Annotated in this window: 34 protein-coding genes and 5 pseudogenes; 25 read left to right on the plus strand and 14 right to left on the minus strand. The window is 46.9% G+C overall.

The features are described from left to right. Positions 1 to 855: 855 nt before the first annotated feature. The 24 genes and pseudogenes from RS881_RS01420 to RS881_RS01530 all read left to right on the plus strand — a co-directional run bounded on the left by RS881_RS01420 (position 856) and on the right by RS881_RS01530 (position 14,673). A pseudogene (locus RS881_RS01420) lies at positions 856 to 1,556 on the plus strand (glucoamylase family protein). A gap of 209 nt (positions 1,557 to 1,765) precedes the next feature. Beyond that, positions 1,766 to 2,008, plus strand: a complete 243-nt coding sequence (locus RS881_RS01425; protein ID WP_315819448.1) for a hypothetical protein — start codon at positions 1,766 to 1,768, stop codon at positions 2,006 to 2,008. A gap of 146 nt (positions 2,009 to 2,154) precedes the next feature. Then, positions 2,155 to 3,030 carry a glucoamylase family protein gene (locus tag RS881_RS01430; RefSeq protein ID WP_315819449.1) on the plus strand — a complete coding sequence of 292 codons (876 nt, stop codon included), beginning with the start codon at positions 2,155 to 2,157 and terminating at the stop codon, positions 3,028 to 3,030. Then, positions 3,027 to 3,507: pseudogene (locus RS881_RS01435) on the plus strand (glucoamylase family protein). Before RS881_RS01430 ends, RS881_RS01435 begins: the two are co-directional and overlap by 4 nt. Positions 3,508 to 3,607: 100 nt before the next feature. Continuing rightward, the gene (locus tag RS881_RS01440; RefSeq protein ID WP_315819450.1) at positions 3,608 to 4,393 is read left to right on the plus strand and encodes a hypothetical protein; all 786 of its coding nucleotides are present in this window, start codon (positions 3,608 to 3,610) and stop codon (positions 4,391 to 4,393) included. Next, positions 4,393 to 4,728, plus strand: coding sequence for a hypothetical protein (locus RS881_RS01445; protein ID WP_315819451.1), 336 nt, complete (start codon positions 4,393 to 4,395; stop codon positions 4,726 to 4,728). The genes RS881_RS01440 and RS881_RS01445 overlap by 1 nt, the downstream gene beginning before the upstream one ends. A gap of 182 nt (positions 4,729 to 4,910) precedes the next feature. Beyond that, the gene (locus RS881_RS01450; protein WP_315819452.1) at positions 4,911 to 5,504 is read left to right on the plus strand and encodes a glucoamylase family protein; all 594 of its coding nucleotides are present in this window, start codon (positions 4,911 to 4,913) and stop codon (positions 5,502 to 5,504) included. Next, on the plus strand, positions 5,473 to 5,646 hold the full coding sequence (locus RS881_RS58880; protein WP_350340076.1) for a glucoamylase family protein: 174 nt from the start codon (positions 5,473 to 5,475) through the stop codon (positions 5,644 to 5,646). Before RS881_RS01450 ends, RS881_RS58880 begins: the two co-directional genes overlap by 32 nt. A 35-nt stretch (positions 5,647 to 5,681) precedes the next feature. Beyond that, a complete protein-coding gene (locus RS881_RS01455; RefSeq protein WP_315819453.1) occupies positions 5,682 to 6,419 on the plus strand; it encodes a Gfo/Idh/MocA family protein in 738 nt (245 codons plus the stop codon). A gap of 5 nt (positions 6,420 to 6,424) precedes the next feature. Further along, complete coding sequence (locus RS881_RS01460; protein WP_315819454.1) at positions 6,425 to 6,847, plus strand: hypothetical protein; 423 nt, start codon at positions 6,425 to 6,427, stop codon at positions 6,845 to 6,847. A 325-nt stretch (positions 6,848 to 7,172) separates the two neighbouring features. Then, positions 7,173 to 7,526 (plus strand): phytanoyl-CoA dioxygenase family protein, encoded by a 354-nt coding sequence (locus RS881_RS01465; RefSeq protein WP_315819455.1) that lies wholly within the window; start codon positions 7,173 to 7,175, stop codon positions 7,524 to 7,526. Continuing rightward, a complete protein-coding gene (locus RS881_RS01470) occupies positions 7,523 to 7,693 on the plus strand; it encodes a hypothetical protein (RefSeq protein ID WP_315819456.1) in 171 nt (56 codons plus the stop codon). Before RS881_RS01465 ends, RS881_RS01470 begins: the two co-directional genes overlap by 4 nt. 22 nt (positions 7,694 to 7,715) lie before the next feature. After that, entirely contained in the window at positions 7,716 to 8,363 is a 648-nt protein-coding gene (locus tag RS881_RS01475; protein ID WP_315819457.1) for a family 43 glycosylhydrolase, read from the plus strand. Then, positions 8,360 to 9,178 (plus strand): discoidin domain-containing protein, encoded by an 819-nt coding sequence (locus tag RS881_RS01480; protein ID WP_315819458.1) that lies wholly within the window; start codon positions 8,360 to 8,362, stop codon positions 9,176 to 9,178. The genes RS881_RS01475 and RS881_RS01480 overlap by 4 nt, the downstream gene beginning before the upstream one ends. A gap of 50 nt (positions 9,179 to 9,228) precedes the next feature. After that, positions 9,229 to 9,558 (plus strand): hypothetical protein, encoded by a 330-nt coding sequence (locus RS881_RS01485; protein ID WP_315819459.1) that lies wholly within the window; start codon positions 9,229 to 9,231, stop codon positions 9,556 to 9,558. Positions 9,559 to 9,636: 78 nt separating this feature from the next. Next, positions 9,637 to 10,263, plus strand: a complete 627-nt coding sequence (locus RS881_RS01490; RefSeq protein ID WP_315819460.1) for a GDSL-type esterase/lipase family protein — start codon at positions 9,637 to 9,639, stop codon at positions 10,261 to 10,263. Between the two features lie 43 nt (positions 10,264 to 10,306). Further along, positions 10,307 to 10,513, plus strand: coding sequence for a hypothetical protein (locus RS881_RS01495; protein ID WP_315819461.1), 207 nt, complete (start codon positions 10,307 to 10,309; stop codon positions 10,511 to 10,513). A gap of 151 nt (positions 10,514 to 10,664) precedes the next feature. Further along, positions 10,665 to 11,477 (plus strand): glycoside hydrolase family 3 N-terminal domain-containing protein, encoded by an 813-nt coding sequence (locus RS881_RS01500; RefSeq protein ID WP_315824988.1) that lies wholly within the window; start codon positions 10,665 to 10,667, stop codon positions 11,475 to 11,477. After that, positions 11,468 to 11,530 (plus strand): annotated as a pseudogene (locus RS881_RS01505) (hypothetical protein); the annotation flags it as partial. The gene RS881_RS01500 and the pseudogene RS881_RS01505, both read left to right, overlap by 10 nt. A gap of 56 nt (positions 11,531 to 11,586) precedes the next feature. After that, positions 11,587 to 12,087: a glycoside hydrolase family 3 C-terminal domain-containing protein gene (locus tag RS881_RS01510; protein WP_315819462.1), complete on the plus strand. Its 501-nt coding sequence runs from the start codon at positions 11,587 to 11,589 to the stop codon at positions 12,085 to 12,087. A gap of 264 nt (positions 12,088 to 12,351) precedes the next feature. After that, positions 12,352 to 12,429, plus strand: a complete 78-nt coding sequence (locus RS881_RS01515) for a hypothetical protein (protein ID WP_315824989.1) — start codon at positions 12,352 to 12,354, stop codon at positions 12,427 to 12,429. After that, positions 12,419 to 12,568: pseudogene (locus RS881_RS01520) on the plus strand (fibronectin type III-like domain-contianing protein); the annotation flags it as partial. The gene RS881_RS01515 and the pseudogene RS881_RS01520, both read left to right, overlap by 11 nt. A gap of 261 nt (positions 12,569 to 12,829) precedes the next feature. Further along, positions 12,830 to 14,245 (plus strand): sulfatase family protein, encoded by a 1,416-nt coding sequence (locus RS881_RS01525; RefSeq protein ID WP_315819463.1) that lies wholly within the window; start codon positions 12,830 to 12,832, stop codon positions 14,243 to 14,245. 212 nt (positions 14,246 to 14,457) lie between these two features. Further along, complete coding sequence (locus RS881_RS01530; protein ID WP_315819464.1) at positions 14,458 to 14,673, plus strand: DUF3185 family protein; 216 nt, start codon at positions 14,458 to 14,460, stop codon at positions 14,671 to 14,673. Here the strand turns inward: RS881_RS01530 and RS881_RS01535 are convergent, their stop codons facing one another. Both RS881_RS01535 and RS881_RS01540 read right to left on the minus strand, forming a co-directional pair. Beyond that, positions 14,674 to 14,970: a hypothetical protein gene (locus RS881_RS01535; RefSeq protein ID WP_315819465.1), complete on the minus strand. Its 297-nt coding sequence runs from the start codon at positions 14,968 to 14,970 to the stop codon at positions 14,674 to 14,676. It abuts the gene before it with no gap. A 42-nt stretch (positions 14,971 to 15,012) separates the two neighbouring features. Then, complete coding sequence (locus tag RS881_RS01540) at positions 15,013 to 16,053, minus strand: glycoside hydrolase family 30 protein (protein WP_315819466.1); 1,041 nt, start codon at positions 16,051 to 16,053, stop codon at positions 15,013 to 15,015. A gap of 137 nt (positions 16,054 to 16,190) precedes the next feature. On the opposite strand from RS881_RS01540, the gene RS881_RS01545 reads away from it, so the two are divergent. Then, complete coding sequence (locus tag RS881_RS01545; RefSeq protein ID WP_315819467.1) at positions 16,191 to 16,373, plus strand: hypothetical protein; 183 nt, start codon at positions 16,191 to 16,193, stop codon at positions 16,371 to 16,373. A gap of 3 nt (positions 16,374 to 16,376) precedes the next feature. Here the strand turns inward: RS881_RS01545 and RS881_RS01550 are convergent, their stop codons facing one another. The 12 genes and pseudogenes from RS881_RS01550 to RS881_RS01600 all read right to left on the minus strand — a co-directional run bounded on the left by RS881_RS01550 (position 16,377) and on the right by RS881_RS01600 (position 22,569). Further along, the gene (locus RS881_RS01550) at positions 16,377 to 16,670 is read right to left on the minus strand and encodes a RagB/SusD family nutrient uptake outer membrane protein (protein ID WP_315819468.1); all 294 of its coding nucleotides are present in this window, start codon (positions 16,668 to 16,670) and stop codon (positions 16,377 to 16,379) included. 111 nt (positions 16,671 to 16,781) lie between these two features. Then, the gene (locus tag RS881_RS01555; protein WP_315819469.1) at positions 16,782 to 17,636 is read right to left on the minus strand and encodes a RagB/SusD family nutrient uptake outer membrane protein; all 855 of its coding nucleotides are present in this window, start codon (positions 17,634 to 17,636) and stop codon (positions 16,782 to 16,784) included. Then, positions 17,588 to 17,866 carry a hypothetical protein gene (locus RS881_RS01560; protein ID WP_315819470.1) on the minus strand — a complete coding sequence of 93 codons (279 nt, stop codon included), beginning with the start codon at positions 17,864 to 17,866 and terminating at the stop codon, positions 17,588 to 17,590. The genes RS881_RS01555 and RS881_RS01560 overlap by 49 nt, the downstream gene beginning before the upstream one ends. A 47-nt stretch (positions 17,867 to 17,913) precedes the next feature. Further along, entirely contained in the window at positions 17,914 to 18,330 is a 417-nt protein-coding gene (locus RS881_RS01565) for a hypothetical protein (RefSeq protein ID WP_315819471.1), read from the minus strand. 11 nt (positions 18,331 to 18,341) lie between these two features. Continuing rightward, complete coding sequence (locus RS881_RS01570; RefSeq protein ID WP_315819472.1) at positions 18,342 to 19,100, minus strand: SusC/RagA family TonB-linked outer membrane protein; 759 nt, start codon at positions 19,098 to 19,100, stop codon at positions 18,342 to 18,344. After that, positions 19,097 to 19,945, minus strand: a complete 849-nt coding sequence (locus tag RS881_RS01575; RefSeq protein WP_315819473.1) for a SusC/RagA family TonB-linked outer membrane protein — start codon at positions 19,943 to 19,945, stop codon at positions 19,097 to 19,099. The genes RS881_RS01570 and RS881_RS01575 overlap by 4 nt, the downstream gene beginning before the upstream one ends. After that, a complete protein-coding gene (locus RS881_RS01580) occupies positions 19,942 to 20,148 on the minus strand; it encodes a hypothetical protein (protein ID WP_315819474.1) in 207 nt (68 codons plus the stop codon). The genes RS881_RS01575 and RS881_RS01580 overlap by 4 nt, the downstream gene beginning before the upstream one ends. A gap of 61 nt (positions 20,149 to 20,209) precedes the next feature. Beyond that, positions 20,210 to 20,308: a hypothetical protein gene (locus RS881_RS58890; RefSeq protein ID WP_350340077.1), complete on the minus strand. Its 99-nt coding sequence runs from the start codon at positions 20,306 to 20,308 to the stop codon at positions 20,210 to 20,212. Further along, complete coding sequence (locus RS881_RS01585; RefSeq protein WP_315819475.1) at positions 20,305 to 21,150, minus strand: STN domain-containing protein; 846 nt, start codon at positions 21,148 to 21,150, stop codon at positions 20,305 to 20,307. The genes RS881_RS58890 and RS881_RS01585 overlap by 4 nt, the downstream gene beginning before the upstream one ends. A 304-nt stretch (positions 21,151 to 21,454) precedes the next feature. Next, positions 21,455 to 21,880, minus strand: coding sequence for a FecR domain-containing protein (locus RS881_RS01590; protein WP_315819476.1), 426 nt, complete (start codon positions 21,878 to 21,880; stop codon positions 21,455 to 21,457). 29 nt (positions 21,881 to 21,909) lie between these two features. Then, positions 21,910 to 22,163 (minus strand): annotated as a pseudogene (locus RS881_RS58895) (FecR family protein). Positions 22,164 to 22,329: 166 nt separating this feature from the next. Further along, a complete protein-coding gene (locus RS881_RS01600) occupies positions 22,330 to 22,569 on the minus strand; it encodes a hypothetical protein (protein WP_315819478.1) in 240 nt (79 codons plus the stop codon). Positions 22,570 to 22,888: the final 319 nt, after the last annotated feature.

Here is a 22,888-nt window from a genome sequence, read left to right on the forward strand (position 1 = left end):
ATTACGGCATGGACCGTAAACGATGTACCTGCCATTACCAATTATTATGATGTGACGATTAATCCTGCCATAAAAATTGTTTTCCTGCCGCCATCAATCGTCAAAGCGTAGCAGGAAGTATCTCCATTACTGAAACCAATGGCACCGTAGTTAATTACAATGCGACCTACGAAAAGGCCGATAGCATCATTGTATTGCAACCTGCCCAGCCTTTGGGCAACCTTAAAAATATTCAATAGCCGTCTCAACGCTATTAAAGTCTACAACTGGTGGCAATCTCACCACCCCTATAGCCCTTAACCTGGTTACTGCGATAGACCCGGCAGATAAATTTCCCCGCATCAGCGATGATGAGCTGCTCACCAGGGTGCAGCAACAAACCTTTAAATATTTCTGGGATTTTGGTCATCCCGTCAGCGGCCTTGCCAGAGAGCGCAATACTTCGGGCGATGTAGTAACCTCAGGCGGTTCTGGTTTTGGTATCATGGCTATCTTAACCGGTATTCACCGCAATTTCATTACCAGGGCCGAAGGATTGTCCCGTCTGCAAAAATGGTGGGATTCCTTCAAAACAATGCCGCTACTTTTCATGGCGCCTATTCCCATTGGCTCAATGGCGCTACCGGCGCTGCCACCCCGTTCAGCACCAAAGACAATGGGGCCGATCTCGTTGAAACTTCCTACCTCATACAAGGACTGCTTACTGCCAGACAATTTTTTAACAGCGCCGATGCTGCCGAAACAACCTTGCGCAACGATATTAATGCCATCAGCGACCGGGTTGAATGGAGCTGGTTCCGTAAAAACAATGAAAAAGTATTGTACTGGCATTGGAGTCCCAATTATGCCTGGGATATGAACCTGCCCATACGGGGTTGGAATGAATGCCTGATTACCTATGTACTGGCAGCCTCTTCTACCACCTATGGCATAAATAAAGAAGTATATGATAATGGCTGGACCAATAATGGCGCCTTCAAAACCAACAGATCCCATTACGGCATCCAGTTACCACTTGGCCCTCCCTATGGCGGCCCTTTATTTTTGCTCATTATTCCTTTCTGGGTATCAACCCCACAGGCTTAACCGATGCATGGGCCAGTTATTGGGACCAGAATAAAAACCATACCCTCATTAATTACAATTATTGTAAAACCAACCCCCTCGCCAATTTTGGCTATAGCGAACAATGCTGGGGCCTTACTGCCAGCGATATCCCCAATGGATATGCTGCCAGCTCGCCTGCCAACGATATAGGGGTCATCGCGCCAACTGCCGCCCTTTCTTCCTTTCCTTATACGCCAACAGAATCCATGAGGGCCCTGAAGTTCTTTTATTACACCTTGGGCGATAAAATATGGAAAGAGTACGGCTTTGCAGATGCCTTTTCCTTAAGAGAATTATGGTTTGCCAATTCATCTTTGGCCATTGACCAGGGGCCGATTATTGTGATGATCGAAAACTATCGCAGCGCCTTGTTGTGGAACTTGTTTATGAGCTGCCCCGAAATAAAAACAGGTATGAAATCCCTGGGTTTCCAGGGCCCCAACCTCTGATCAAATTTGAAATGTCTGACACTTATTGCAATAGGTAACAGTTTTTTTAATCAAAATTGTATTCGTATGAAAAAGATAACCTTCATCCTTGCATTTTTATTTCTGATTACAGTTAGTTTTAGTTTCAATAAAGTTTCATCCGGCGCTAGCGCAAAAGCTTAATTGATGTATACTGCGCCACCAGCAATCCGACAAACGATTATATTTATGTGCACCTCTGGAATGCAGGACATAATTATAATTTTTCTGTACCCCCACATGCAGCTGCGGGTTATATAATGGGGCAGATCGAAGCAGAATGTGGTTACACCGTTACCCTTACCTCCTCCGGCGGGCCACATACCATGCAGTTTTACTGGTTTTATGCCAGTAATGTTGTTACGGCTACCAGTCCGGCAGGCGATATGTGCCCAACTTGTTCCTCCTGCCCATCACTAAGAATCTATAATTAAACCTTATTGCTAATAAGCGTCAGACATTCTATTTTCTAAACACAAATACTGACATGGAACAAAGAACAGGTATATACCAGCTTACAGACACTAAAATCAAACGAATGAAGAACAGGATGACGTTAATGCCATGGTCCTTTGTTTTTTTGGTCGCATGTGCCTCTCCCACCAAACAGCCTGCCAATACCCAAACCGATACTACCCAAAAAGAACAGGCTGTTTTATCCGATAGCGCCTTGTTCCGCTTGGTACAACAACAAACCTTTCAGTATTTCTGGGATGGTGCCGAACCTGTAAGCGGTATGGGAAGAGAAAGATTCCATGCAGATAATATCTATCCTGAGAACGATAAGCACATTGTGACCAGCGGCGGAAGCGGCTTTGGCGTAATGGCCATCCTCGTGGGCATCGAAAGAGGGTTTATTACCCGCGAAGAAGGAAGAATAAGATTGCTAAAGATCGTTCAGTTCCTCGAAAAGGCCGATCGTTTCCATGGCGCCTGGTCCCACTGGATCAATGGCGAAACAGGTAAAGTAAAACCCTTTGGTCAAAAAGACAATGGAGGCGACCTTGTCGAATCCTCCTATATGCTTCAGGGACTACTATGCGTACGCCAATATTTTGCTAATGGCAGCGAAGCCGAAAAGCAATTGGCAGCAAGGGCCGATAAGCTTTGGAAGGAAGTTGACTTCAACTGGTACCGAAACGGGAAAAATGTATTGTACTGGCATTGGAGTCCTGATTATGCCTGGCAAATGAACTTTCCTGTGCGAGGATACAATGAATGCCTCATCATGTACGTCCTCGCCGCATCTTCTCCTACCCATGGCGTACCGGCCGAAGTATACCACGAGGGCTGGGCCGAAAATGGAAAGATCATGGCCAATCCACCCAGTAAAACAGGAGCCGCAACTACTACCTTCCCATACCAGTTACAACTTCGCTACCAGGGCAATCCCCCAATGGTGGACCACTGTTCTGGGCCCATTATTCTTACCTGGGCCTCGATCCCAGGGGGCTGAAAGATCGTTATGCCGATTATGGTGAGGAAACCAAAAACCAGGCCCTCATCAACTACCAATGGTGCGTAACCAATCCTAAAAATACAAGGGATACGGATCGGATAACTGGGGCCTTACCGCCAGTTATTCCGTGACCGGTTATGCAGCCCATGCGCCCGATGACAAAAACGACCTGGGCGTAATATCCCCCACTGCTGCCTTGTCCTCTTTCCCTATACCCCCGAACAATCCATGGCCGCCATGAAACATTGGTACCATAACATGAAAGATAAACTTTGGGGCCCTTATGGATTCTATGATGCTTTTAGCGAAACCGCTAACTGGTATCCTCCCCATTACCTGGCCATCGACCAGGGACCTATAGTTGTAATGATGGAAAATCATCGTACAGGATTGCTGTGGTACCTGTTTATGAGCTGCCCCGAAATAAAGGCTGGTTTGAAGAAGCTGGGCTTTAAAAGCCCCATGATAAAATAAAAGGCATGCGAAATATATTATTGGCAGGTTGCTTTTTTCTCGGGCATACTATAAATGCCCAGGAACCCCGGCATGATAAAGTGTTTTTGCAAACAGCCGGATGCCCAACTATTATTTTTTTAGCGAAGCCACCTATACCAACCCTAGCTGGATTAAAAATACAAACCATAAACTTCCTGTAAGCGAAGAGGTGGTTTTTACCCCTGGCAATGCACTTGAATTGCATTATATCTCAGCAAAAAGTGGGAAATGGAAAGCAAGTATTCAGTATCGGCCAGGCAGAGGAATTGATTATTTTAAACCGGCTACACAATTGACCTTTCGCTTATATGTTCAAACAGCAACCTCACCTGCAGAACTGCCAGCCATAGCTGTCGCTACTTCAAACAAAAAACAGTCCCCTTTTTTACCCATACAGGACTATATAAAAGCATATCGAATCAACGAATGGTTAACAGTAGAAGTGCCGTTACAAAAGTTGATAGCAGCGCGAATTACCGCTATAAACGAGATCAGTACAGTTTCTTTTCAACAACAATCGACAGAAGGCAAAGAGCATCACCTCTATATCGACCAGATCGAATTATCTACCACAGAGCCCCATTCGTTAAATGCAATCCCCCAAAACCTGACAGCCAGAGCTTATGAAAAGCACATAGACCTTTTCTGGGGAAAGATCACCGACACAGCCATTAAATACATCAAGATCTACCAGTCATCAGACGGGCAACAGTTTTACCCCGTGGCAATAGAGACCCCGGCCATACAACGGTATGCCGACTATGTGGATACAGTAGACCATACATACCATTATAAGATCAGTTTTCTTAGCTACCATTATCAGGAATCCCCTTGTCCAAAGCAGTCAGTGCAACAACACACCTGATGAACGATGAGCAGTTATTGGATATGGTGCAGGAAGCCAACTTCCGTTACTATTGGGAAGGAGCAGAAGCACACAGTGGCCTTGCCCCCGAATCCATACCAGGTCGCACCAACATGATTGCATCAGGAGCCTCAGGATTCGGCATCATGGCCTTGCTCGTTGGTGCAGAAAGAAAATTTATTACCAGGCAGGAAGCGGCCGACAGGTTTGATCGAATAACAACCTTTCTTACAAAAGCAGATAAATTTCATGGCGTCTTTCCACATTTTATAGATGGCCCCACTGGAAAAGTAGAGCCTTTCTTCGGACCCAACGATAATGGGGAGACCTCGTAGAAACAGCCTTTTTATTACAGGGATTATTAACAGCAAGAGAATATTTCGATGCCAACAACCTGCTTGAAAAAAACATACGCGACCGCATTACAAAAATTTGGAAAGAGGTAGAGTGGGATTGGTACCGCAAAGAACCAAACGGAAATTTTTTATATTGGCATTGGTCGCCCGATAAACAGTGGATGCTGAACCATAAGCTGATTGGTTGGAATGAGACCATGATAGCCTACATACTGGCAATAGCATCTCCCACACATGCTGTCCCCACCAGTTTGTATTATACAGGCTGGGCAAGCCAGAGCGAAGAAGCACAGCAATACCGGAAAGCCTGGGGAAAAACTGGGCAGGGAGCCTCCTATACCAATGGAAACGTTTATTATGGAATACCACTTAAAGTAGGCGTCTCAAACGGAGGCCCCTTGTTTTTTGTGCACTACTCCTTTCTGGGCCTCGATCCAAATCAGGTTAACGATGCCTATACAAACTATTTCACCAATAACCGGAATATAGCACTGATTAATCAGCGATACTGCATAGAAAATCCGGGACAATACAAAGAGTATGGAGCCGATTGCTGGGGCATTACCGCCAGTGATGGCCCCTGGGATTATTCGGCCAATGAACCGGTTACAAGAGCAGATGAGGGCAAACTGACTCCAACAGGAGCATTGGCCTCATTTCCTTATCTCCCGGATGCCGGCATGAAAGCCCTGAAAAATATTACCGCCACCATGGGAAGTTTTTGTGGGGGCTTATGGGTTCCGGGATGCCTTTAACCTCCATCAAAACTGGTGCTCCGAAATTTATATGGGATTGAACCAGGCCCCCATTGTAGTGATGATAGAAAATTATCGAACAGGGTTACTCTGGAAGCTATTCATGAAAAACCCTGAAGTACAAAATGGATTGAAAAACTAAGCATAAAACCCCTTATAAAAATTAAATACATTGATATGGCACACAATCTTTCCCGGCTACAGTTTTTGCAGCAAACAGCTATGGCCGGAGTGGGACTGCTGCTTGCATCCGTAGAAGGGTTTGCCTTGGAACACGAACAAAAGAAAATAAGAGTGGCTGTCATTGGCTGTGGCAGCGTATCCGGCCAATACCTGCCTCACCTGTCTAAATCACCTTATGTAGAACTCATAAGCACTTGCGATATTATACCGCAAAGAGCTGTTGAACGGGCTGCTGAGTTTAAAATACCGCACCATTATCCTCATATTGATAAGCTTTTGGCTGGCGCACCTTTCGACCTGTTGGTCAACCTCACCGATATGCAGGAACATGGCCGTCTAAACAAACAGGCACTGGAAGCAGGTAAGCATGTATGGAGCGAAAAACCGATGGCCAATACCTATAAGGAAGGCAAAGCCTTATTCGATCTGGCCCAGCTTAAAAAAATACGTATATGGGGCGCCCCTGCCGTAGTGAATAGCCCTCAGTTTGCCTTTATGTCAAAAGCTATTCAGGATGGAAGGCTTGGAAAAATAGCCGCTGCACATGCCCATTACGGCCACCTTGGCCCTACCTGGTCTGCTTTCTTCTATGAAAAAGGAGGAGGCAGCTTGCCCGATCTGGGCGTTTATAACCTGGCCACCCTTACTGGCCTGCTGGGGCCTGCCAGGTCCGTCGTAGCCGTTACCAGCATCCTTACCCCCAACGTACCGTCGACAATAAAGGCACTATAAAAGTAGTGGCCGAAGACAATGCCATGGTCATCATGGAACATGGAAACGGTACTTTATCCCATGTACAGTGTGGGTTTAACTATTTTGATCCTTACGGCCATGAAGGAAAAGGGCAGGAAAAACCTACCATCACCATCTGGGGTACCAGGGGCAATATGGGATTGGTAGGGTACGACTGGGCTCCCTTTGGTGTTGACCTCGCCGAATCTTTTACCGAACCTCCTAAGCGCTACCTGCCCGATCCCGGTACCTATGTATGGCAGCAGGGCGCCTCTGTAATTGCCGAATCCCTGTCAACCGGGATAGAACCCCGAATTGCCGCTTTACATGCATTGCATGTACTGGAAATAATTGAAGCAGCCCGCACCTCTTCCGCCACCGGAAAGAGAATAACTTTACAGTCCACTTTCCAATGGCCCATGGTATAAAAACAATAAACACTTCCTTTTTATGGCACACTTTCAGTTAACACCCGAACAGGTCACCGCCTTTAAAAGAGATGGCTATATCATTGTCAAAGATTTTTAGGCGCAGCCGAAGTGAACAAACTATATAGCATTGCAACCGAAGATGATGCTGTAAAAAAGCATGCCTTTGATCTCAATGACCAAACCGGCAAAAAACAAAACTTACCCTATGGTATACCCCTGGCAATGATGCTTATGGCTTGCTTACCAAAAGCAGGAGAATGGTAGATTCCGTTGATAAATTGCTGGACGGCGAGGCCCCGTTTGCCACTTCCATTCAAAGCTCATGCAAAAAGAACCCAAAGTGGGCGGTGCGTGGGAATGGCACCAGGACTACGGCTATTGGTATAAGAATGAATTCTTGTACCCCGATCAAATGATATCCGTCATGATCGCCATTACCGAAGCCAACAAGCAAAATGGCTGCCTGCAGGTAATAAAAGGATCCCATAAAATGGGGCGCATTGAACATGGATTTGCCGGTGAGCAGGTCGGTGCTTCCCAACATTATGTAGACCTGGCCTTGAAAACCATGGAGCTGGTATATGTAGAGATCATGCCCGGCGATGCCCTGTTTTTCATAGTAACCTATTGCATCGTTCCGAAGCCAACCTGTCTGATAAAGCAAGGTGGTCCTTGATCTCCTGTTACAACAGATGTTCCAATATTCCTTACAACGAACCTTCACAATCCAGTACCATTCCTTTAACCATCGTGCCCGATGAGGCATTACTGGAAGCTACAGCCACTGGTTTGGAGGAGTCCTCCGACTTCTTGGAAAAAGAAAAAGACGAAGCATTGAAATAAACAGTACGCCAATCGTATCCCGATGAATCATTCATATTCGTTTCCTGTACAGCATTTAGTGACAGCAAAGACCTTACCCAAATGGCTCTTGTGTGTATTGACAGTGCTCTCTACATCATTTGTTGCTGTTTATTCTCAAACCGCCCCTTCTACCTATTGCAACCCCGTCAATATCGATTATGGTTACACCCCCATTCCCAACTTTAGCGAATGGGGTAGGCACCGCGCTACCGCCGATCCTGTGATCGTAAATTACAAAGGCGACTTCTATTTATTCTCCACCAACCAATGGGGTTACTGGTGGAGCAGCGACCTCAGCAACTGGCATTTTATTTCCCGTAAATTCCTGAAGCCCTGGCACAAAGTATATGACGACCTTTGCGCTCCTGCCGTATGCGTAATGGGCGATACCATGCTCGTATTCGGTTCCACCTATTCCAGCAATTTTCCCATCTGGATGAGTACCGATCCCAAAGCCAACCAATGGAAAGAGGCTGTAGATTCATTTGATATCGGTGGTTGGGATCCTGATATTTTCCTGGATGATGATGGCAAACTGTACATGTACAATGGCAGCAGCAACAGGTATCCCTTGTATGGCGTGCAAATGAACCGGAAAACCCTGCAACCCATTGGCGCCCGCAAGGAACTCTACCTGCTCGAAGATTGAGGTATGGCTGGCAGCGCTTTGGTGAATACAACGACAATACCTTTCTCGATCCATTTATTGAAGGAGCTTGGATGACCAAATACAAGGGTAAATATTACCTCCAATATGGAGCGCCCGGTACCGAGTTCAGCGGTTATGCCGATGGTGTGGTCGTAGGCGATCATCCCCTCGGCCCCTTTACCCCACAGCCCGATCCACTTAGCTATAAACCAGGTGGCTTTGCCCGTGGTGCGGGTCATGGCAGCACTTTCCAGGATAATTACAACAACTGGTGGCATACCTCCACCATTGCTATTTCAGTAAAAAACAATTTTGAACGCCGCATGGGTATTTGGCCGGCAGGTTTTGATGCCGATGGCATCATGTGGTGCAATACCGCCTTTGGCGACTATCCCCATTACCTGCCCGATAGCCGCTTTTTTGCCTTGCCTTATCCTTCCAACCGCCAGCCGGGATTGTTCAGGGGGTGGATGCTCCTCAACTACAATAAGCCCGTCACCGTATCCTCTACCCTGGGGAGCTATTATCCCAACTATGCCGTTGACGAAAACATCAAAACCTACTGGAGTGCCGCTACTGCCAATAAAGGCGAGTGGATACAAACCGACCTCGGCAACCTGAGCACCGTCAATGCCATACAGATCAATTATGCTGATCAGGATGTTTCCTTTCCCAAAGAAATGGATACCATATTCTTGGGCAAAACACTGGGCCTCTGCCACCAATACAAACTCTATCATTCCCCCGATGGCAAAAATGGCAACTGCTGGTCGATAAAAGCAACAATACCACCGATGTACCCCATGATTACATAGAACTCCCTGCACCTGTTCAAACCAGGTATATTAAACTGGAAAACCTCCATATGCCCACCGGTAAATTTGCTTTGAGCGGTTTACGCATCTTTGGTAACGGCAATGGCCCCCGGCCCGATACCCCAAAAATCTTTACAGTTCTACGTACCGAAAAAGACAAACGCAGCGCCTGGATCAAATGGTCGCCGGTCGACAATGCCTATGCCTACAATATTTATTTCGGCACCCAACCCGGTAAATGGTACAATAGCATTATGGTCCACAATGCCAATGAATACTACTTTAAAGCCATGGACAGAACCTTGCCTTATTATTTTTGTATTGAGTCCATCAATGAAAATGGCGTTTCCGAAAAAGCCCATATCATTAAAGTAGAGTAGTAATTTGCCGTACTATTTTTTCAACCAACCAATTATGCAACACCTACAACCATCCCTGAACCGTTTTTCATAAGCCTCTTGCTGCTGGTAACCACCCTACAGCTACAGGCCCAGGAAGGCCTTTGGGGCGAAATAAAGGCCTTTAAAAAGCAGGATAGCCTGCAGCCTCCACCAAAAAATGCTATCTTGTTTGTCGGCAGCTCGTCTTTCCGTTTGTGGCATGATGTTCAGTCCGCTTTCCCGGCCTTTACCATCATCAACCGTGGCTTTGGAGGCTCTACCTTACCCGATGTATTACAGTATGCCGATGATGTCATTTTTCCCTACAACCCCAAAGAAATTGTGATCTATTGTGGCGAGAATGATGTTTCCTCTTCCGATACCATCACCGCCAAAACAGTCTTCACCCGTTTTGAAAAACTCTTTACCCTCATCCGTAAAAAAATGCCCAAAGTACCCGTGGTATTTGTAGCCATGAAACCCAGCCCCAGCCGCGAAAAATTCCATCAGAAGCTTTTACAGGCCAACTTACTCATTAAGAACTACCTGTCCAGGCAAGCCAAAACAGCTTACGTCGATGTATATAAACTGATGATCGAAAATGGAAAGCCCAATGAAACCTTGTATGTAAACGACAGGCTCCACATGAACGCCAAAGGGTACGCCATCTGGCAAAAAGCCATACTACCTTACTTAATAAAATAAATATACCCGTACTTAAAACCCGGAAGTCCATAAAAAAACGAATATGTTCAGAAAACTAATAACACTTGCCTTGCTCATCGTGGCCATGCAAGCCAATGCCCAGTTAGCAAAGGAGGTCAAAATGAACCAGTTCATTACCACCCTGATGCAGAAGATGACCCTCGAAGAAAAGATTGGCCAGCTCAACCTCCCTTCTGTAGGTTTTGATGTTACCGGCCCCATCTTAAGCCAGGGCGTGGAAGAAAAATAAAGAAAGGATTAGTGGGTGGTGTATTCAATACCTATACCCCTGTGGCAGTCCGCAAGCTCCAGGAGATTGCAGTCAATGAAACCCGCCTCAGGATCCCCTCCTTTTCGGATACGATGTCATCCACGGCCACCGTACCATATTCCCCATTCCCCTGGGTTTATCTGCCACCTGGGATCCTGCCCTCGTACAACGCACCGCCAGCGCAGCGGCCGATGAAGCTACCGCCGATGGATTGAACTGGGCATTCTCTCCCATGGTCGATATTGCCCGCGATCCCCGCTGGGGCCGCGTAAGCGAAGGCGCCGGAGAAGATCCTTGGTTGGGCGCTGCAATGGCCAGAGCCATGGTAAAAGGCTATCAGGGTACCAATTTTGTCAACGAAAATACCCTGCTCGCCTGCGTAAAACACTTCGCTTTGTACGGCGCTGCCGAAGCAGGCAGAGATTACAATACCGTAGACATGAGCCGCCTGAAAATGTTCAACGAGTACCTGCCTCCTTATAAGGCCGCCATTGATGCAGGCGTAGCTTCCGTAATGACCTCTTTCAATGAAATTGATGGTATTCCCGCCACCGCCAATAAATGGCTCCTCCAGGATCTGTTACGCAAACAGTGGGGCTTTAAGGGCTTGATCGTAACCGACTATACCGCCATCAATGAAATGATCGCCCATGGTATGGGCAATGCAAAGAAAGTAGGCGAACTAACCCTCAATGCAGGCAATGAAATGGATATGGTGGGCGAAATATTTATCCAGCATGGCGTAGACCTCGTAAAATCTGGTAGGGTTTCCCAGGCCGTTATTGATGCCGCTTGCCGTCGGGTACTCGAAGCCAAATACAAACTGGGCCTATTCCATGATCCCTACCGTTACGTGAATGAAGCACGTAACAAAACAGCCATCATGAATCCCGAAAAATACTCCTTGCCAAAGAAGCAGCTATCAAAAGCATCGTGCTACTGAAAAATGACAACCAGGTCCTGCCCCTCAACCCTGCTAAAAAAATAGCTTTCATTGGACCCCTCGTTAAAGACCAGCGCAACCTGATTGGTAACTGGAGTGGCGCCGGCGATTGGAAAAAGCAGTTAGCATCTGGTCCGCACTGGAAGAAAAATTCGGGAAAGATAAATTCCTTTATGCCAAGGGCTGCAACCTGGTCGACGACCCCGCCCTCCGCAAACGGCTCAATGACCACGATGGTCAGATACTACCCGATATATTAACACCTCCACAGCTAATTGCCGAAGCAGTACAAACTGCCCAACAGGCCGATATAGTCGTAGCAGTATTGGGCGAAGCATTCGGCATGAGCGGCGAAGCCGCTAGCCGCAGTATGATCGGGCTGCTCGACAACCAGGTAGAACTCCTGAAAGCCTTGAAGCAAACAGGTAAACCCATAATATTGGTGCTGATGAATGGCCGGCCTCTCACCCTCTCATGGGAAGATCAAAATATCCATGCCATCCTCGAAACCTGGTTTGGTGGTACCCAGGCAGGTAATGCCATTGCCGAAGTATTGTTTGGCGAAGCCAATCCTTCTGCCAAACTCTCCATGACCTTCCCCGTAACCTAGGTCAGGTACCCATCTATTACAATGCTAAAAATACAGGCCGCCCTTTCGATGAAAACCAGAAATACACCTCCAAATACCTGGACGTGCCCAATACCCCCTGTACCCTTTTGGGTATGGCCTTAGCTATACCACCTTCAGTTATGGAGATATTAAACTGAATAAAACAACCATCATCCCTCCGATAAATTACAAGTCACCATACAGGTTACCAATACCGGCAATTATGATGGAGAAGAAACCGTGCAACTGTACATCCGCGATCTGGTGGGTACCATTACACGTCCCGTAAAAGAATTACGCCGCTTTGAAAAAGTAACCCTTAAAAAAAGGCGAAAGCCGTGAAGTGAGCTTCACCCTGACCATCGAAGACCTGAAGTTTTACAACAAAGACCTCAAATGGACAGCTGAACCCGGCGACTTCCACCTATTTGTTGGTACCAATTCACAAGAGGTAAAACAGGCGGCATTCAGTTTGAAGTAATAGCAATAGATGATCGAATAGGTTAAGGTGGGTCACCCTGCTACCCGGCATAGCAGCGCGGTAGCGTGGCTTACCTTAAATTTGAAGAGGTGATACCTTTCCCTGGCGACGCAGACGAAAGGTGTCACCTCTTTAAACTTAACTTTATCACGTAACCCAATCCCCCATCATGACGAATCAAAAAAATGGCTATTCCTTAGCATCGGCTGTATGCTTTGGCTGACATCGGCATTGGGCCAGTCAGCCACCCGCACAAAACCCATGAACATCATTTTCATACTGGCCGATGACCATCGCTATGATGCCATGGGCTTTATGAATAAAATGAAGGGCCTGCAAACACCTGGTATGGACCGCATGGCCAAAGAAGGCGCCCACCTGGCCAATGCATTTGTATCTACCGCACTATGCTCTCCCAGCCGCGCCTCTATATTGACCGGCCAATATGCCCATACCCACACCGTAGTAGACAATGAGGCACCCCTGCCGGCCAACCTTACCTTTTTCCCCCAATACCTCCAGAAAAGCGGATACCAAACAGCTTTCCTCGGCAAATGGCATATGGGTAATACCGACGATAAACCCCAGCCCGGCTTCGACCATTGGGTAAGCTTCCAGGGCCAGGGCGTTTATTACAACCCCACTTTCAACATCAATGGCAAAAGAATAAAACAACCCGAAGGTGGCTATACCACCGACCTCCTTACCGATAATGCCATCGAATGGCTCAACCAGCGCAACAAACAAAAGCCTTTTTTTGTATACCTCTCTCACAAAGGCGTACATGCCGGATTCAAGCCTGCCAAAAGACATGAAGGCCGCTATGCCAACCTGCCCATTGTATGCCCACCGTCCATGTACCTGACTGCTACCGACAGCAGCAAACTGTATGGTGAAGTAACCGCCCCCACCACTACTGTTAACTATAAAGACATTCCCCAATGGGTACGCAGGCAGCGCTATAGCTGGCATGGCGTGGACTACATGTACCATGGTGATATTAAATTCAACGATTTCTACCGCAATTACCTGGAAACATTATTGGCCGTAGATGAAAGCATTCAGCGCGTGGTGGATTGGGTAAAAGAACAGGGATTGGAACAAAATACCATGGTCGTATACATGGGTGATAATGGTTTTTCTTTTGGTGAACATGGGTTGATCGATAAGCGTCATGCTTATGAAGAGTCCATGCGTGTACCACTCCTTTGTTGGGCGCCCGGACTGGCAAAACCCGGCACCACCATACCACAGATCATCATGAATATAGACATTGCCCCCACCTTCCTCGAAATGGCAGGTATACCCAAACCTGCCAATATGCAGGGCAATTCATTTGGCGAGCTATTACGCGGTAAAACCATTCCCTGGCGCGATAAGGTATTTTATGAATACTATTGGGAGGCTTCCTTTCCCCAAACACCCACCATTTTTGCTATCCGCACCAATCAGTACAAGTACATCTATAACCATGGCGTGTGGGACATTAATGAGCTGTACGATCTTCAAAAGGACCCCTATGAAATGAATAACCTGATCCGTGATACCAGCCTGCGCAAAACAGGCATTGCCCTCAAAAAGGAATTATTCCAATGGCTCGAAGAAACCAAGGGTTTGCAAATACCCCTCAAACAACCCCCGGGCAGGATTGACCACCAGTTCCGGAATACCTATTAAGCCATACATAGTGAGCGCTTTATAAAACATACCCCGGGTAATGACGCCCGGGGTATGCTTTTTTCTTCAGTCGCCAGCCTCCTTCAGTCGCCAGCCTCTGGCTGGTGACGCCTATTTCAAAGCGGCTGGCTTTGTTGTTGTCTAAAAGTATTTGTCCCTGGCACAATTTGCCCGGGGTATGCATTTTGCATAGCCTGCATAAACATTTGCTTATGCGTGCTATCAGTATCATTCTCCTGATAGGAGGTATCCTCCTGGGTTATTTTGGCTACCAGAAATACAATGACAACAAAGCCAATATCAAGATTGGTGATCTGGAGCTTACCGCTAAAGACAAAGGCAATACCACCATGGCCTATATCATGATGGGAGGAGCTGTGGTTGCCCTGCTGGCAGGCGCCATTATGCTTTCAAGAAAAAGCAGTTGATCACCAGCCCGTGACAAGTAACTTGGCTGCCGCTTTTACGCCACAATGCTGATAGCGGTCATAAGCTATGGCCGCACGTTGACCTATTTGTGTCGGCGTTTCCCGGTTAAGCCATCCTGCAATACCTGCTTCGAGCGTATAAGCTTCCGGGCTCATTAGCCCCGTACTCCAGATCAATGGGGTGGCGCCCGCTTTGTAGCAACATGTTAGGCTACCCAATGCGGCGCCATAGGCGCCCCTACTCCTTACCACACATACGTACCCACCGACCCCGCCGCCAGCGAATGCGCCGTCCATTTTCCTTTGAAACGGATATTAAAAGTTTCCCCTCCATTACCATCATTCAATACGATCAATACTTTTTTTCCCGGTAGGCGTTAGGAAAGCCACATTCTGTAAACTACCACTGATATTACTGCCGATCCGTACCGAACCAGCCGGTACAAATTTAGAAGCATGCCCTACAATGTAATAAGCCACATTACGCGTCACCGTACTCCCAATCGTCAATGCCCCCTTACACGTAGTACAGCCACCAGGCGTGTGCGGCCCGAAACCCGCATCATTCGCCAGGTTCCATTCCAATGCCGTTTTACTCCAGTTGCGCGTGGCCCCAATGATCACATTCTTCAGGTGCCATTTCAGGTCCCCGTCAAAACTACCTGTAGAAGCCGTGTATTGTTCCGTAAAATATACATCCTTGTCAGGATGTGCAAGGTGCACCTGCGACAAAACATTGATATCACCCGCATACAAATGAAAAGCACTGCCGTTAATGAAAGCTTTAGCCGATGCATCATTTAAGATCGCCAGCGGATAATCTGGCCGGTCACAATTATGATCATACACAATGATCTTGGTAGTTAACCCGGCTGCCTGGAAAGCCGGCCCGAGGTGATTCTTGATAAATTCCGCCTGTTGCCCGGCTGTCATATACAAACTGGGATTATTGCCCGGATGCAATGGCTCATTTTGCGGCGTGATCCCATCTATCCTAATCCCTTCCCCTTTCATCTCCTGTATATACTTCACCAGGTATTGCGCATACACACCATAATAACCAGGTTGAAGACTGCCCCCGATAGAACTCCCATTGTCCTTCATCCATACCGGCGGGCTCCAGGGAGTGGCCAGCAACTTGATCGAAGGGTTGATCGCAATGATTGCCTTGAGCAAGGGAATCAGGTCTGTTTTATCCGGGCTAAGACTGAATTGAGCCAGGTTCACATCCGTTTGTCCTGCTGGCATATCATCATAACTGAATACTGAAGCACTTAGGTCAGAAGCTCCGATACTCAGCCGCAGGTAACTAATGCCGATTCCATTTTCTTCCGTACTGAACAACTCCTTCAACAGGTTGGTTTTCTCCGTGCCATTCATTCCATTGATAAGCGCGGCGCTGCCTCCTGTAAGCGTATAGCCAAACCCATCAATGCTTTGGAGCTGCTGAGTACTGTCTACATCAATAAAAGAAAAGCATTAGCGTTGGTGCCAAAAGAAAGCACCACCGGTTGCTTTTGCAGCAGCGACAATTGATCCCCGTGGTTACCCAGGCCGCTACATCGGCGTTGCCAACCGGTGGATTGGGAGGCGGATTACCCCCGCCACCACCATCATCACCCTTCTTGCCCGAGCAGCTACAACTCGATAACCAGGTAACCAGTATTAAAAAAAAGGACGCGATATTGCATGTACAGTAACGTTTAATAATTCGGGTTTTGCCGTAAATACGGATTCAGGTCTAGTTGCGCCTGCGGTATGGGATACAATAGCCGGTAGGGCTGTACATTATAATTCAGGTTTTGCCCGTTACCATCTTTTTGCGCATTCATGACCTCCAGTGCCTTGCCTGTTCTTAAAAGATCATACCATCTATGCCCTTCAAACGCCAGTTCCAGCCTTCTTTCCGTAGCAATCACCTGCCTGGCCGTGGCGGCATCAACCGCTGTTTTGGGCCCAAGGTTTACCCGGGCCCTTACCTGTGCTACCAGGTTCATAGCTCCCGGAATATCACTTTTTCAACTGCCGCCTCTGCCCTTAACAACAGAATATCAGCCAGCCTGATCATATAAAAATCATTGATACCCCCGATGGATCATTATACTTCGTCAAAAAAGGATAATGCGTAACCGGCCAATGAGCATCCGTCCACTGCCCCGTAATATCCAGAAAAGTAAGCGTAGCATTTTGCCGGATATTATCCCCTTCCGCCTGGTACACATTGACAAGATCATTCGTAGGCGTCGTGAACTTCTTCCAGCCCCCGCCTTCATAATGACCAATACTCCCCCCACAAATATCGAGGGCGCCCAATTGCCTACCTGGTCCCCGGCACTCCAGCCGTCATAATTGATTACCCAAATCGCCTCACTGTTATTATCATGCTGATTGTCCCAAAGGAAATTATAATTGGGCACCAGCGCATAGTTTGGAATCACCTGATCACAGTAATACCGTACCGAATCCCAATTGGGGGTAGGTTTGGCAGCATATACTTTGGCCAGCATCCCATTCACCGCACCCTTTGATATCAGGTACCGCGATGTAGAGGCCCCAATATCCCGCACACTGCTTTTTGCAAACCAGAGATCTTGCAGGATCACATCGTATACCGAATCAGCAGACGATTGCGGTACCAGTACCGATTTCAACAATTCTTCTGCCGTCTTCGTAATAGGAGGCGTTAACATAATGGGCACCCGGCCAAACATACGCACCAGGTCAAAATAACCAATGGCCCTTAAAAAACGGGCTTCACCCAGTATCTGATTTTTACGTGCAGCCGATAAAGCTGGATCAACACTTTTAGTTACCTGGTTGATCGTAATGTTCGTACGTGCAATTAACCTGTAAAACCCACCCCAGTCACGATTGATATTTTCATTCAAAGAATTGAACGTGAAAAGGTCCTGAGTTATATTATTTGAATTGTCGCCTCCCGCATACCCATTGTCCGAAACCACATCCCCGTGGTAAGCCGGTCAAAAATATTGAACTCAACACCGTCACTCTTTAAAAAACGGTAAAGCCCTGCAATTGAGTTTTCCGCATCCGTAGCCGAAATAGTAGTTGAATCTTCCGGAGTAACAATTTGCGTAACCGGTTCTTTGTCCAGCAACTTATTACAGGCCGATAACATTATTGCCAGTGCCACTGTAAACAATATATTGATTGCAATTTTCTTTGTTTTCATCTGAAATAATTTAATAGAGGTCAATAACTTCAACGTGTACAACGCCCTTATTTCAGGCTTACATGCACACCCAGTAAAAACACTTTTGCCTGCGGATAAGCGCCATAGTCAACACCCAAAGCAATATTCCGGTTATCCGTATCAGGCCTTCTGTTTACGTTTACTGCATTTCCATAAGTACTTACTTCCGGATCAAATCCTTTGTATTTCGTGATCGTAATGAGGTTTTGCCCGGAAATATATACCATCGCAGTACCTAACCCGATAGGCCGCAACAAGTCTTCTTTAAACCGGTACGACAACGTGATCGTTTTAAACCGCAGGTAAGAACCATTTTCCAGGAACCGCGTCGATATCACCGTATTATCATTGCTCCCTGGACTAACCCCTGGTATATTCGTGATATCCCCGGGTTTTTGCCACCGGCCCAATACAGCCGTACTCTGATTCCTCGAATCTTTCATGCCCTCTGTTTCTACCCGTACCCCATTAAATATTTGATTCCCTGAGAACCCTGGATGAAAACCGTCAGATCAAAATTCTTGTACGAAACATTATTCGTCATGCCATATACAAAATCAGGCTGAGCATTACCAATGATCTGCCTGTCCGAAGGTGTTGTTTCCGGGTAAGGAACACTTTTGCCATCCTTAGTTCTATACAACTGCTTACCCGTAGCAGGGTCCACACCCGCAGCCACATAACCATAAAAAGTACCCAATGGCTGACCCGCTTCCAGCGCCGACGCATTGCCACGCTCATAAATATTTCCAAACGAACGCATATACCCAATGCCATTACCAATATTCAGCACCTTATTCCTGTTGAAGGAAATATTCAGGTCCGTAGTCCATTTTACAGCCCCACTCACCAGGTTCCTGCTGGAGATCACAAATTCCTGTCCGATATTCCGCACCGTACCCATATTGATCAGCGCATTGGGAAAACCTGCCTGATCAGGCAACGGTACACTCACCAGTACATCATTCGTTTTCTTGATATAAAAATCTGCTGAAAACGTGATCCGCCTGTTCAGTATACTCGCGTCAATACCAATATTCGTTTGCGTACTCGTTTCCCACCTGATATCTTTAGAAGCTACTGCTACTGGATTTGTTGAGCCATCCTGTGGATTGATGTTCGATAACGAAAGATATTGATAACTGCCTAACCCTTCCTGGTTACCATTTTGCCCCCAGCCTACACGTACCTTTAATTCATCCACCACTTTCACATCCCTAAAAAGTCTTCCTGTGAAATTCTCCACCCACCTGAAAAGGAAGGAAATGTAGCATTGCGATTGCCGGGTGCAAACTTGGAAGAACGGTCCATCCGCACATTCCCCTGCAACAGGTATTTGCCAGCATAATCGTAGGTAACCCTGCCCAGGTACGACATCAGGGCCCAATCATCTACCGTTTTGGTAGGCGCATTTTTCGTCTGCGCCAACATCAATATCTTACTATAAGATTCATGCCGGTAAGAAGCATTAATTACCGTACCCGAAACAGATGTTTCATCAAAATGCGAATCCTGCGCCGTCCAGCCCGCCAGTGCAGTTAACCGGTTTTTATGCCAGTTAACACTGTAGTTCAGCAACTGCTCACTCAGCCAGATCAATTGAGTATTCCGGGTTTCAGTGATCCGCCCTTTATTATTACGGCCATCCTGCGTCATAAAAGGGTCCAGGAATGAATTGTATAAGTTCGTCTGGTAGTCGATACCCAGGCGCGATTGATACACCAACCCTTTCCACAACCTGATATCCATTCCCAGGTTCGACAGTATCCTGTCCGAAGTGTTTTTATTTCTCGTGCCCTCAATAGCGCCTAATGGGTTTTCCCATCCCGTAAGCGGGTTTTGAGCTACAGAGCCATCCGGCCGGTATTTGCCTACCGTAGGCGGTGTAGCCAGGGCCGACAATACAACACCTCCTTTGGCAACACCCGCATTATCCGTTACCCCATACGTATTGGCACGCGATAACAACGTGGAGCTGGTTAGCGTAAGCCAATTGTTCACTTTTGAATTGAGGTTCACCCGCGCCGTTAACCGGTTGAAAGTTGCAGGCCTGATCATACCCTCCTGGTCATTATAATTGAGCGAAATATAATGCTGCAACTTCTCACTTCCCCGGCAATCGCCACTTGATAGTTGGCCTGACTGCCATGCCGGAACACCTCATCAGGCCAGTTGATATTATTGGCCCTTACCATACTATCCGTGATCGTATTCGCACCATAACTTTCATTCATGTACTGCTGATACTGCGAAGCATTCAATACATCCAGCTTCTTAGTCGTCGAGGTCGTGCCATAATAGTAGCCAAAGTCAATCCTCGATTTACCCGCTACCCCTTTTTTTAGTAGTGATCACTACCACGCCATTGGCAGCCCGCGTACCATATATAGAAGCTGATGCCGCATCCTTCAATACCGTCATCGACTCAATATCCCCGGATTAAGCATCGCGATATCCGTTGTAGGAATACCATCCACTACATACAAAGGCTCATTGCCCGCACTGATCGAAGATGAACCCCTGATCCTGATAGCCAGGCCCGCGCCAGGCTTACCCGAATTAGAAACCACCTGTACACCCGAGGCTTTACCCTGCAATACCTCCCCCGCATTCACAATAGGACGATTGGCAATATCCGCAGCCGTTACGATCGACACCGCCCCGGTTACATCTTTTCGCCGTTGCGAGCCATAACCCACCACTACTACCTGGTCCAACTGCGCCTTGGAATTTTCCAATTGAACATTGATTACATTTTGACCATTAACCCCCACTTCCTTTTGCTCGAAACCGATATACGAAAATTGAAGCGTAGCTTTTTCATCAGCCGTAATCGAATATTCACCACTATTATTCGTCGAAGTACCAGTCATTGTACCCTTCACCTGTACCGATACCCCACCCAACGGTTCATTATTACTCCCCGTTACCTTACCCGCGACACGGATCTCTTGTTTTTCCTGAGTTTGTAAAATGATTGCTACCAGGTTATTGTCCAGCAGCTTGTACGTGAGGTCCGTATTACTAAGGATCTTATCCAGCGTTTCCCGGATACTGCTATTCTTAACAGCTACATTCACCTTGCGCTTCAATGCTTTCAGGTCATAATTGTAGAGAAACCTGAAGCCTTCAGTTTTTTCAATCCTGGTCAATACTTTGTCGATCGAAGTCTGCTGCAAATTGAGCGTTATGTTGCCCTGCCCATACACATTCGCATGTACATGACAAACACTTAGTACAACAAGGAAGAGTGTAATCTTCATAATCACGAACAGTTTAAAGAGCGATGGGGACAGTCCATACCTCCGCCTGGGAGGCGTACTTTTTTCATATATTTACGCTTTAAGGTGATCAAATCAGAACACCGGACCGATTTACCAGATCTATTTCCGGGATTCTGTTACTGCCTTAACGGGATTCCGCTCCAACGGGATCCCATTTATATCTTATATAACCATGCCCAAATTACCCCGCTCCAACAGGGCATTCAGGTTTTTAACTGCGTTGTAAAAAGCCCCACTCACCTATCTATACTGTATTTGCTCACAGCTCGAAGCTGTCTTCCCACTACTCCACCACAATCTCCTTCCCTTCTATCTTGTATTCAAAAGGTGTAATGATCTGCAATGCATCCAACGCCTGTCGGATCGTTTCATTTTCAAAACTTCCCTTCAGCCGCGTATGTTTCAACCGGCTGCTGTTGATCGTGATCTTAACATCAAACCACCGTTCCATTTTGATCGCCAGCTCCTCAAAACTATCCCCGTCAAAATTCAACTTGTTGTATAGCCAGGAGGTTTCCTTGATAATACTGTCTGGTTTGTTTTTGGGAAGCATCGTTATTGAAATACCCGTTTGCAGCCCTGTCGAGAGCGGCTGGATCCGTTTGCTGCCCGTTGTGTCAATGTCTACCAGGTCTTTCTTATTATACACCAGCTTTTCGTGCTGTCGAAGGATCACTTTCGGTGCAGCCGGATCATTCTTTCTTACCACCTCAATCGATCCTCGTAATAAAGTAGTTTCTATTGTTTCGTCCGATGCGTAGCTTTTACATTAAAAGCCGTACCCAATACCTTGATATCAATACCCGAGGTATGTACAATAAATGGCCGTTGCTTGTCATGCGTTACATCAAAAAGGCTTCCCCTTCCAGGTTCACTTCCCGTTTATCCGTATTGAAACTAGGCTGATAGCTCAATCGGCTCTCCCCGTTTAACCATACTTGCGTACCATCTGGCAATACCAGTTTCGACCGGCTGCCCGATTTGGCCACCACTTCACTGATAGGCTTATTGGCTGCCAATGTATCGGGCCCGGCCAGTTCTTTTCCAGACTGGTACCTGTAAATAAAAAAGTACTACCCGTTATCACGATGATGGCTGCCGCATAAGCTAGCCAACGGCGCAAAGCGATTATCCGGCCGGTAGGGGCCGGGTCATTTATTATAGTGGGTATTGCTGGTGGGGAAGTAGCATCCAGGATGCGTTGGAATCTTTCTTCTTCATCAGCTCCTGCTTCCTGTTGCAGGTCGGGGCCTGCTGCCAGTACGAAGAAAGAATTTCAAACAGGTATTGATCGCCGCCATTTTCTTGAAGGTAAGTCTGTAGTTCCTCCAGTTCGGCCTGGGTGGCTTCCCCGGATAACTTACGGGCAATCAGTTCATAAATGCGTTGTTGAGGCATTCAATGGCAAGCTTTGTACAATAAGACAACCATTTTAAATTCATCTACTAAGCCGCTCGTATCTTTTTTGAAGATTTTTAAGCCTGGAAGAACCTGTAAAAATGGCAGGTTTTTTAGCCCCTTCTGGAAGAGCGCCGAAACATCATAAGTAAAGCAGCTCCATAGCATAGCTATAGATCAGCCGCCTTTCAGCCGCAGATCTGCCATCTATCGGGTAAACCGGAAGTAAACTTAAAGTAAACTTGAAGTAAACCGAAAGTAAAGTGAAAAGGTGAATTCCTTGTTACGAAGGCGCCCAGGCCGGAAATAAATTGTCCCG

It is taken from the genome of Paraflavitalea speifideaquila, from assembly GCF_032395985.1.
Classification (GTDB): Bacteria; Bacteroidota; Bacteroidia; order Chitinophagales; family Chitinophagaceae; genus Paraflavitalea; species Paraflavitalea speifideaquila.

Excerpts from the sequence above, each read along its gene's own strand:
- RS881_RS01525 (WP_315819463.1), top strand. The coding sequence starts at position 12,830 with ATGAACATCATTTTCATACTGGCCGATGACCATCGCTATGATGCCATG.
- RS881_RS01475 (WP_315819457.1), top strand. The coding sequence starts at position 7,716 with ATGAATCATTCATATTCGTTTCCTGTACAGCATTTAGTGACAGCAAAG.
- RS881_RS01465 (WP_315819455.1), top strand. The coding sequence starts at position 7,173 with ATGCAAAAAGAACCCAAAGTGGGCGGTGCGTGGGAATGGCACCAGGAC.
- RS881_RS01535 (WP_315819465.1), bottom strand. The coding sequence starts at position 14,970 with ATGGACGGCGCATTCGCTGGCGGCGGGGTCGGTGGGTACGTATGTGTG.
- RS881_RS01450 (WP_315819452.1), top strand. The coding sequence starts at position 4,911 with ATGCTGAACCATAAGCTGATTGGTTGGAATGAGACCATGATAGCCTAC.
- RS881_RS01540 (WP_315819466.1), bottom strand. The coding sequence starts at position 16,053 with ATGAATGGCACGGAGAAAACCAACCTGTTGAAGGAGTTGTTCAGTACG.
- RS881_RS01575 (WP_315819473.1), bottom strand. The coding sequence starts at position 19,945 with ATGATCAGGCCTGCAACTTTCAACCGGTTAACGGCGCGGGTGAACCTC.
- RS881_RS01585 (WP_315819475.1), bottom strand. The coding sequence starts at position 21,150 with ATGAAGATTACACTCTTCCTTGTTGTACTAAGTGTTTGTCATGTACAT.
- RS881_RS01485 (WP_315819459.1), top strand. The coding sequence starts at position 9,229 with ATGCCCACCGGTAAATTTGCTTTGAGCGGTTTACGCATCTTTGGTAAC.
- RS881_RS01455 (WP_315819453.1), top strand. The coding sequence starts at position 5,682 with ATGGCACACAATCTTTCCCGGCTACAGTTTTTGCAGCAAACAGCTATG.
- RS881_RS01445 (WP_315819451.1), top strand. The coding sequence starts at position 4,393 with ATGAACGATGAGCAGTTATTGGATATGGTGCAGGAAGCCAACTTCCGT.
- RS881_RS58890 (WP_350340077.1), bottom strand. The coding sequence starts at position 20,308 with ATGACGGTATTGAAGGATGCGGCATCAGCTTCTATATATGGTACGCGG.
- RS881_RS01560 (WP_315819470.1), bottom strand. The coding sequence starts at position 17,866 with ATGAAAACAAAGAAAATTGCAATCAATATATTGTTTACAGTGGCACTG.
- RS881_RS01495 (WP_315819461.1), top strand. The coding sequence starts at position 10,307 with ATGTTCAGAAAACTAATAACACTTGCCTTGCTCATCGTGGCCATGCAA.
- RS881_RS01600 (WP_315819478.1), bottom strand. The coding sequence starts at position 22,569 with ATGCCTCAACAACGCATTTATGAACTGATTGCCCGTAAGTTATCCGGG.
- RS881_RS01530 (WP_315819464.1), top strand. The coding sequence starts at position 14,458 with ATGCGTGCTATCAGTATCATTCTCCTGATAGGAGGTATCCTCCTGGGT.
- RS881_RS01440 (WP_315819450.1), top strand. The coding sequence starts at position 3,608 with ATGCCCAACTATTATTTTTTTAGCGAAGCCACCTATACCAACCCTAGC.
- RS881_RS01550 (WP_315819468.1), bottom strand. The coding sequence starts at position 16,670 with ATGAACCTGGTAGCACAGGTAAGGGCCCGGGTAAACCTTGGGCCCAAA.
- RS881_RS01565 (WP_315819471.1), bottom strand. The coding sequence starts at position 18,330 with ATGAAAGATTCGAGGAATCAGAGTACGGCTGTATTGGGCCGGTGGCAA.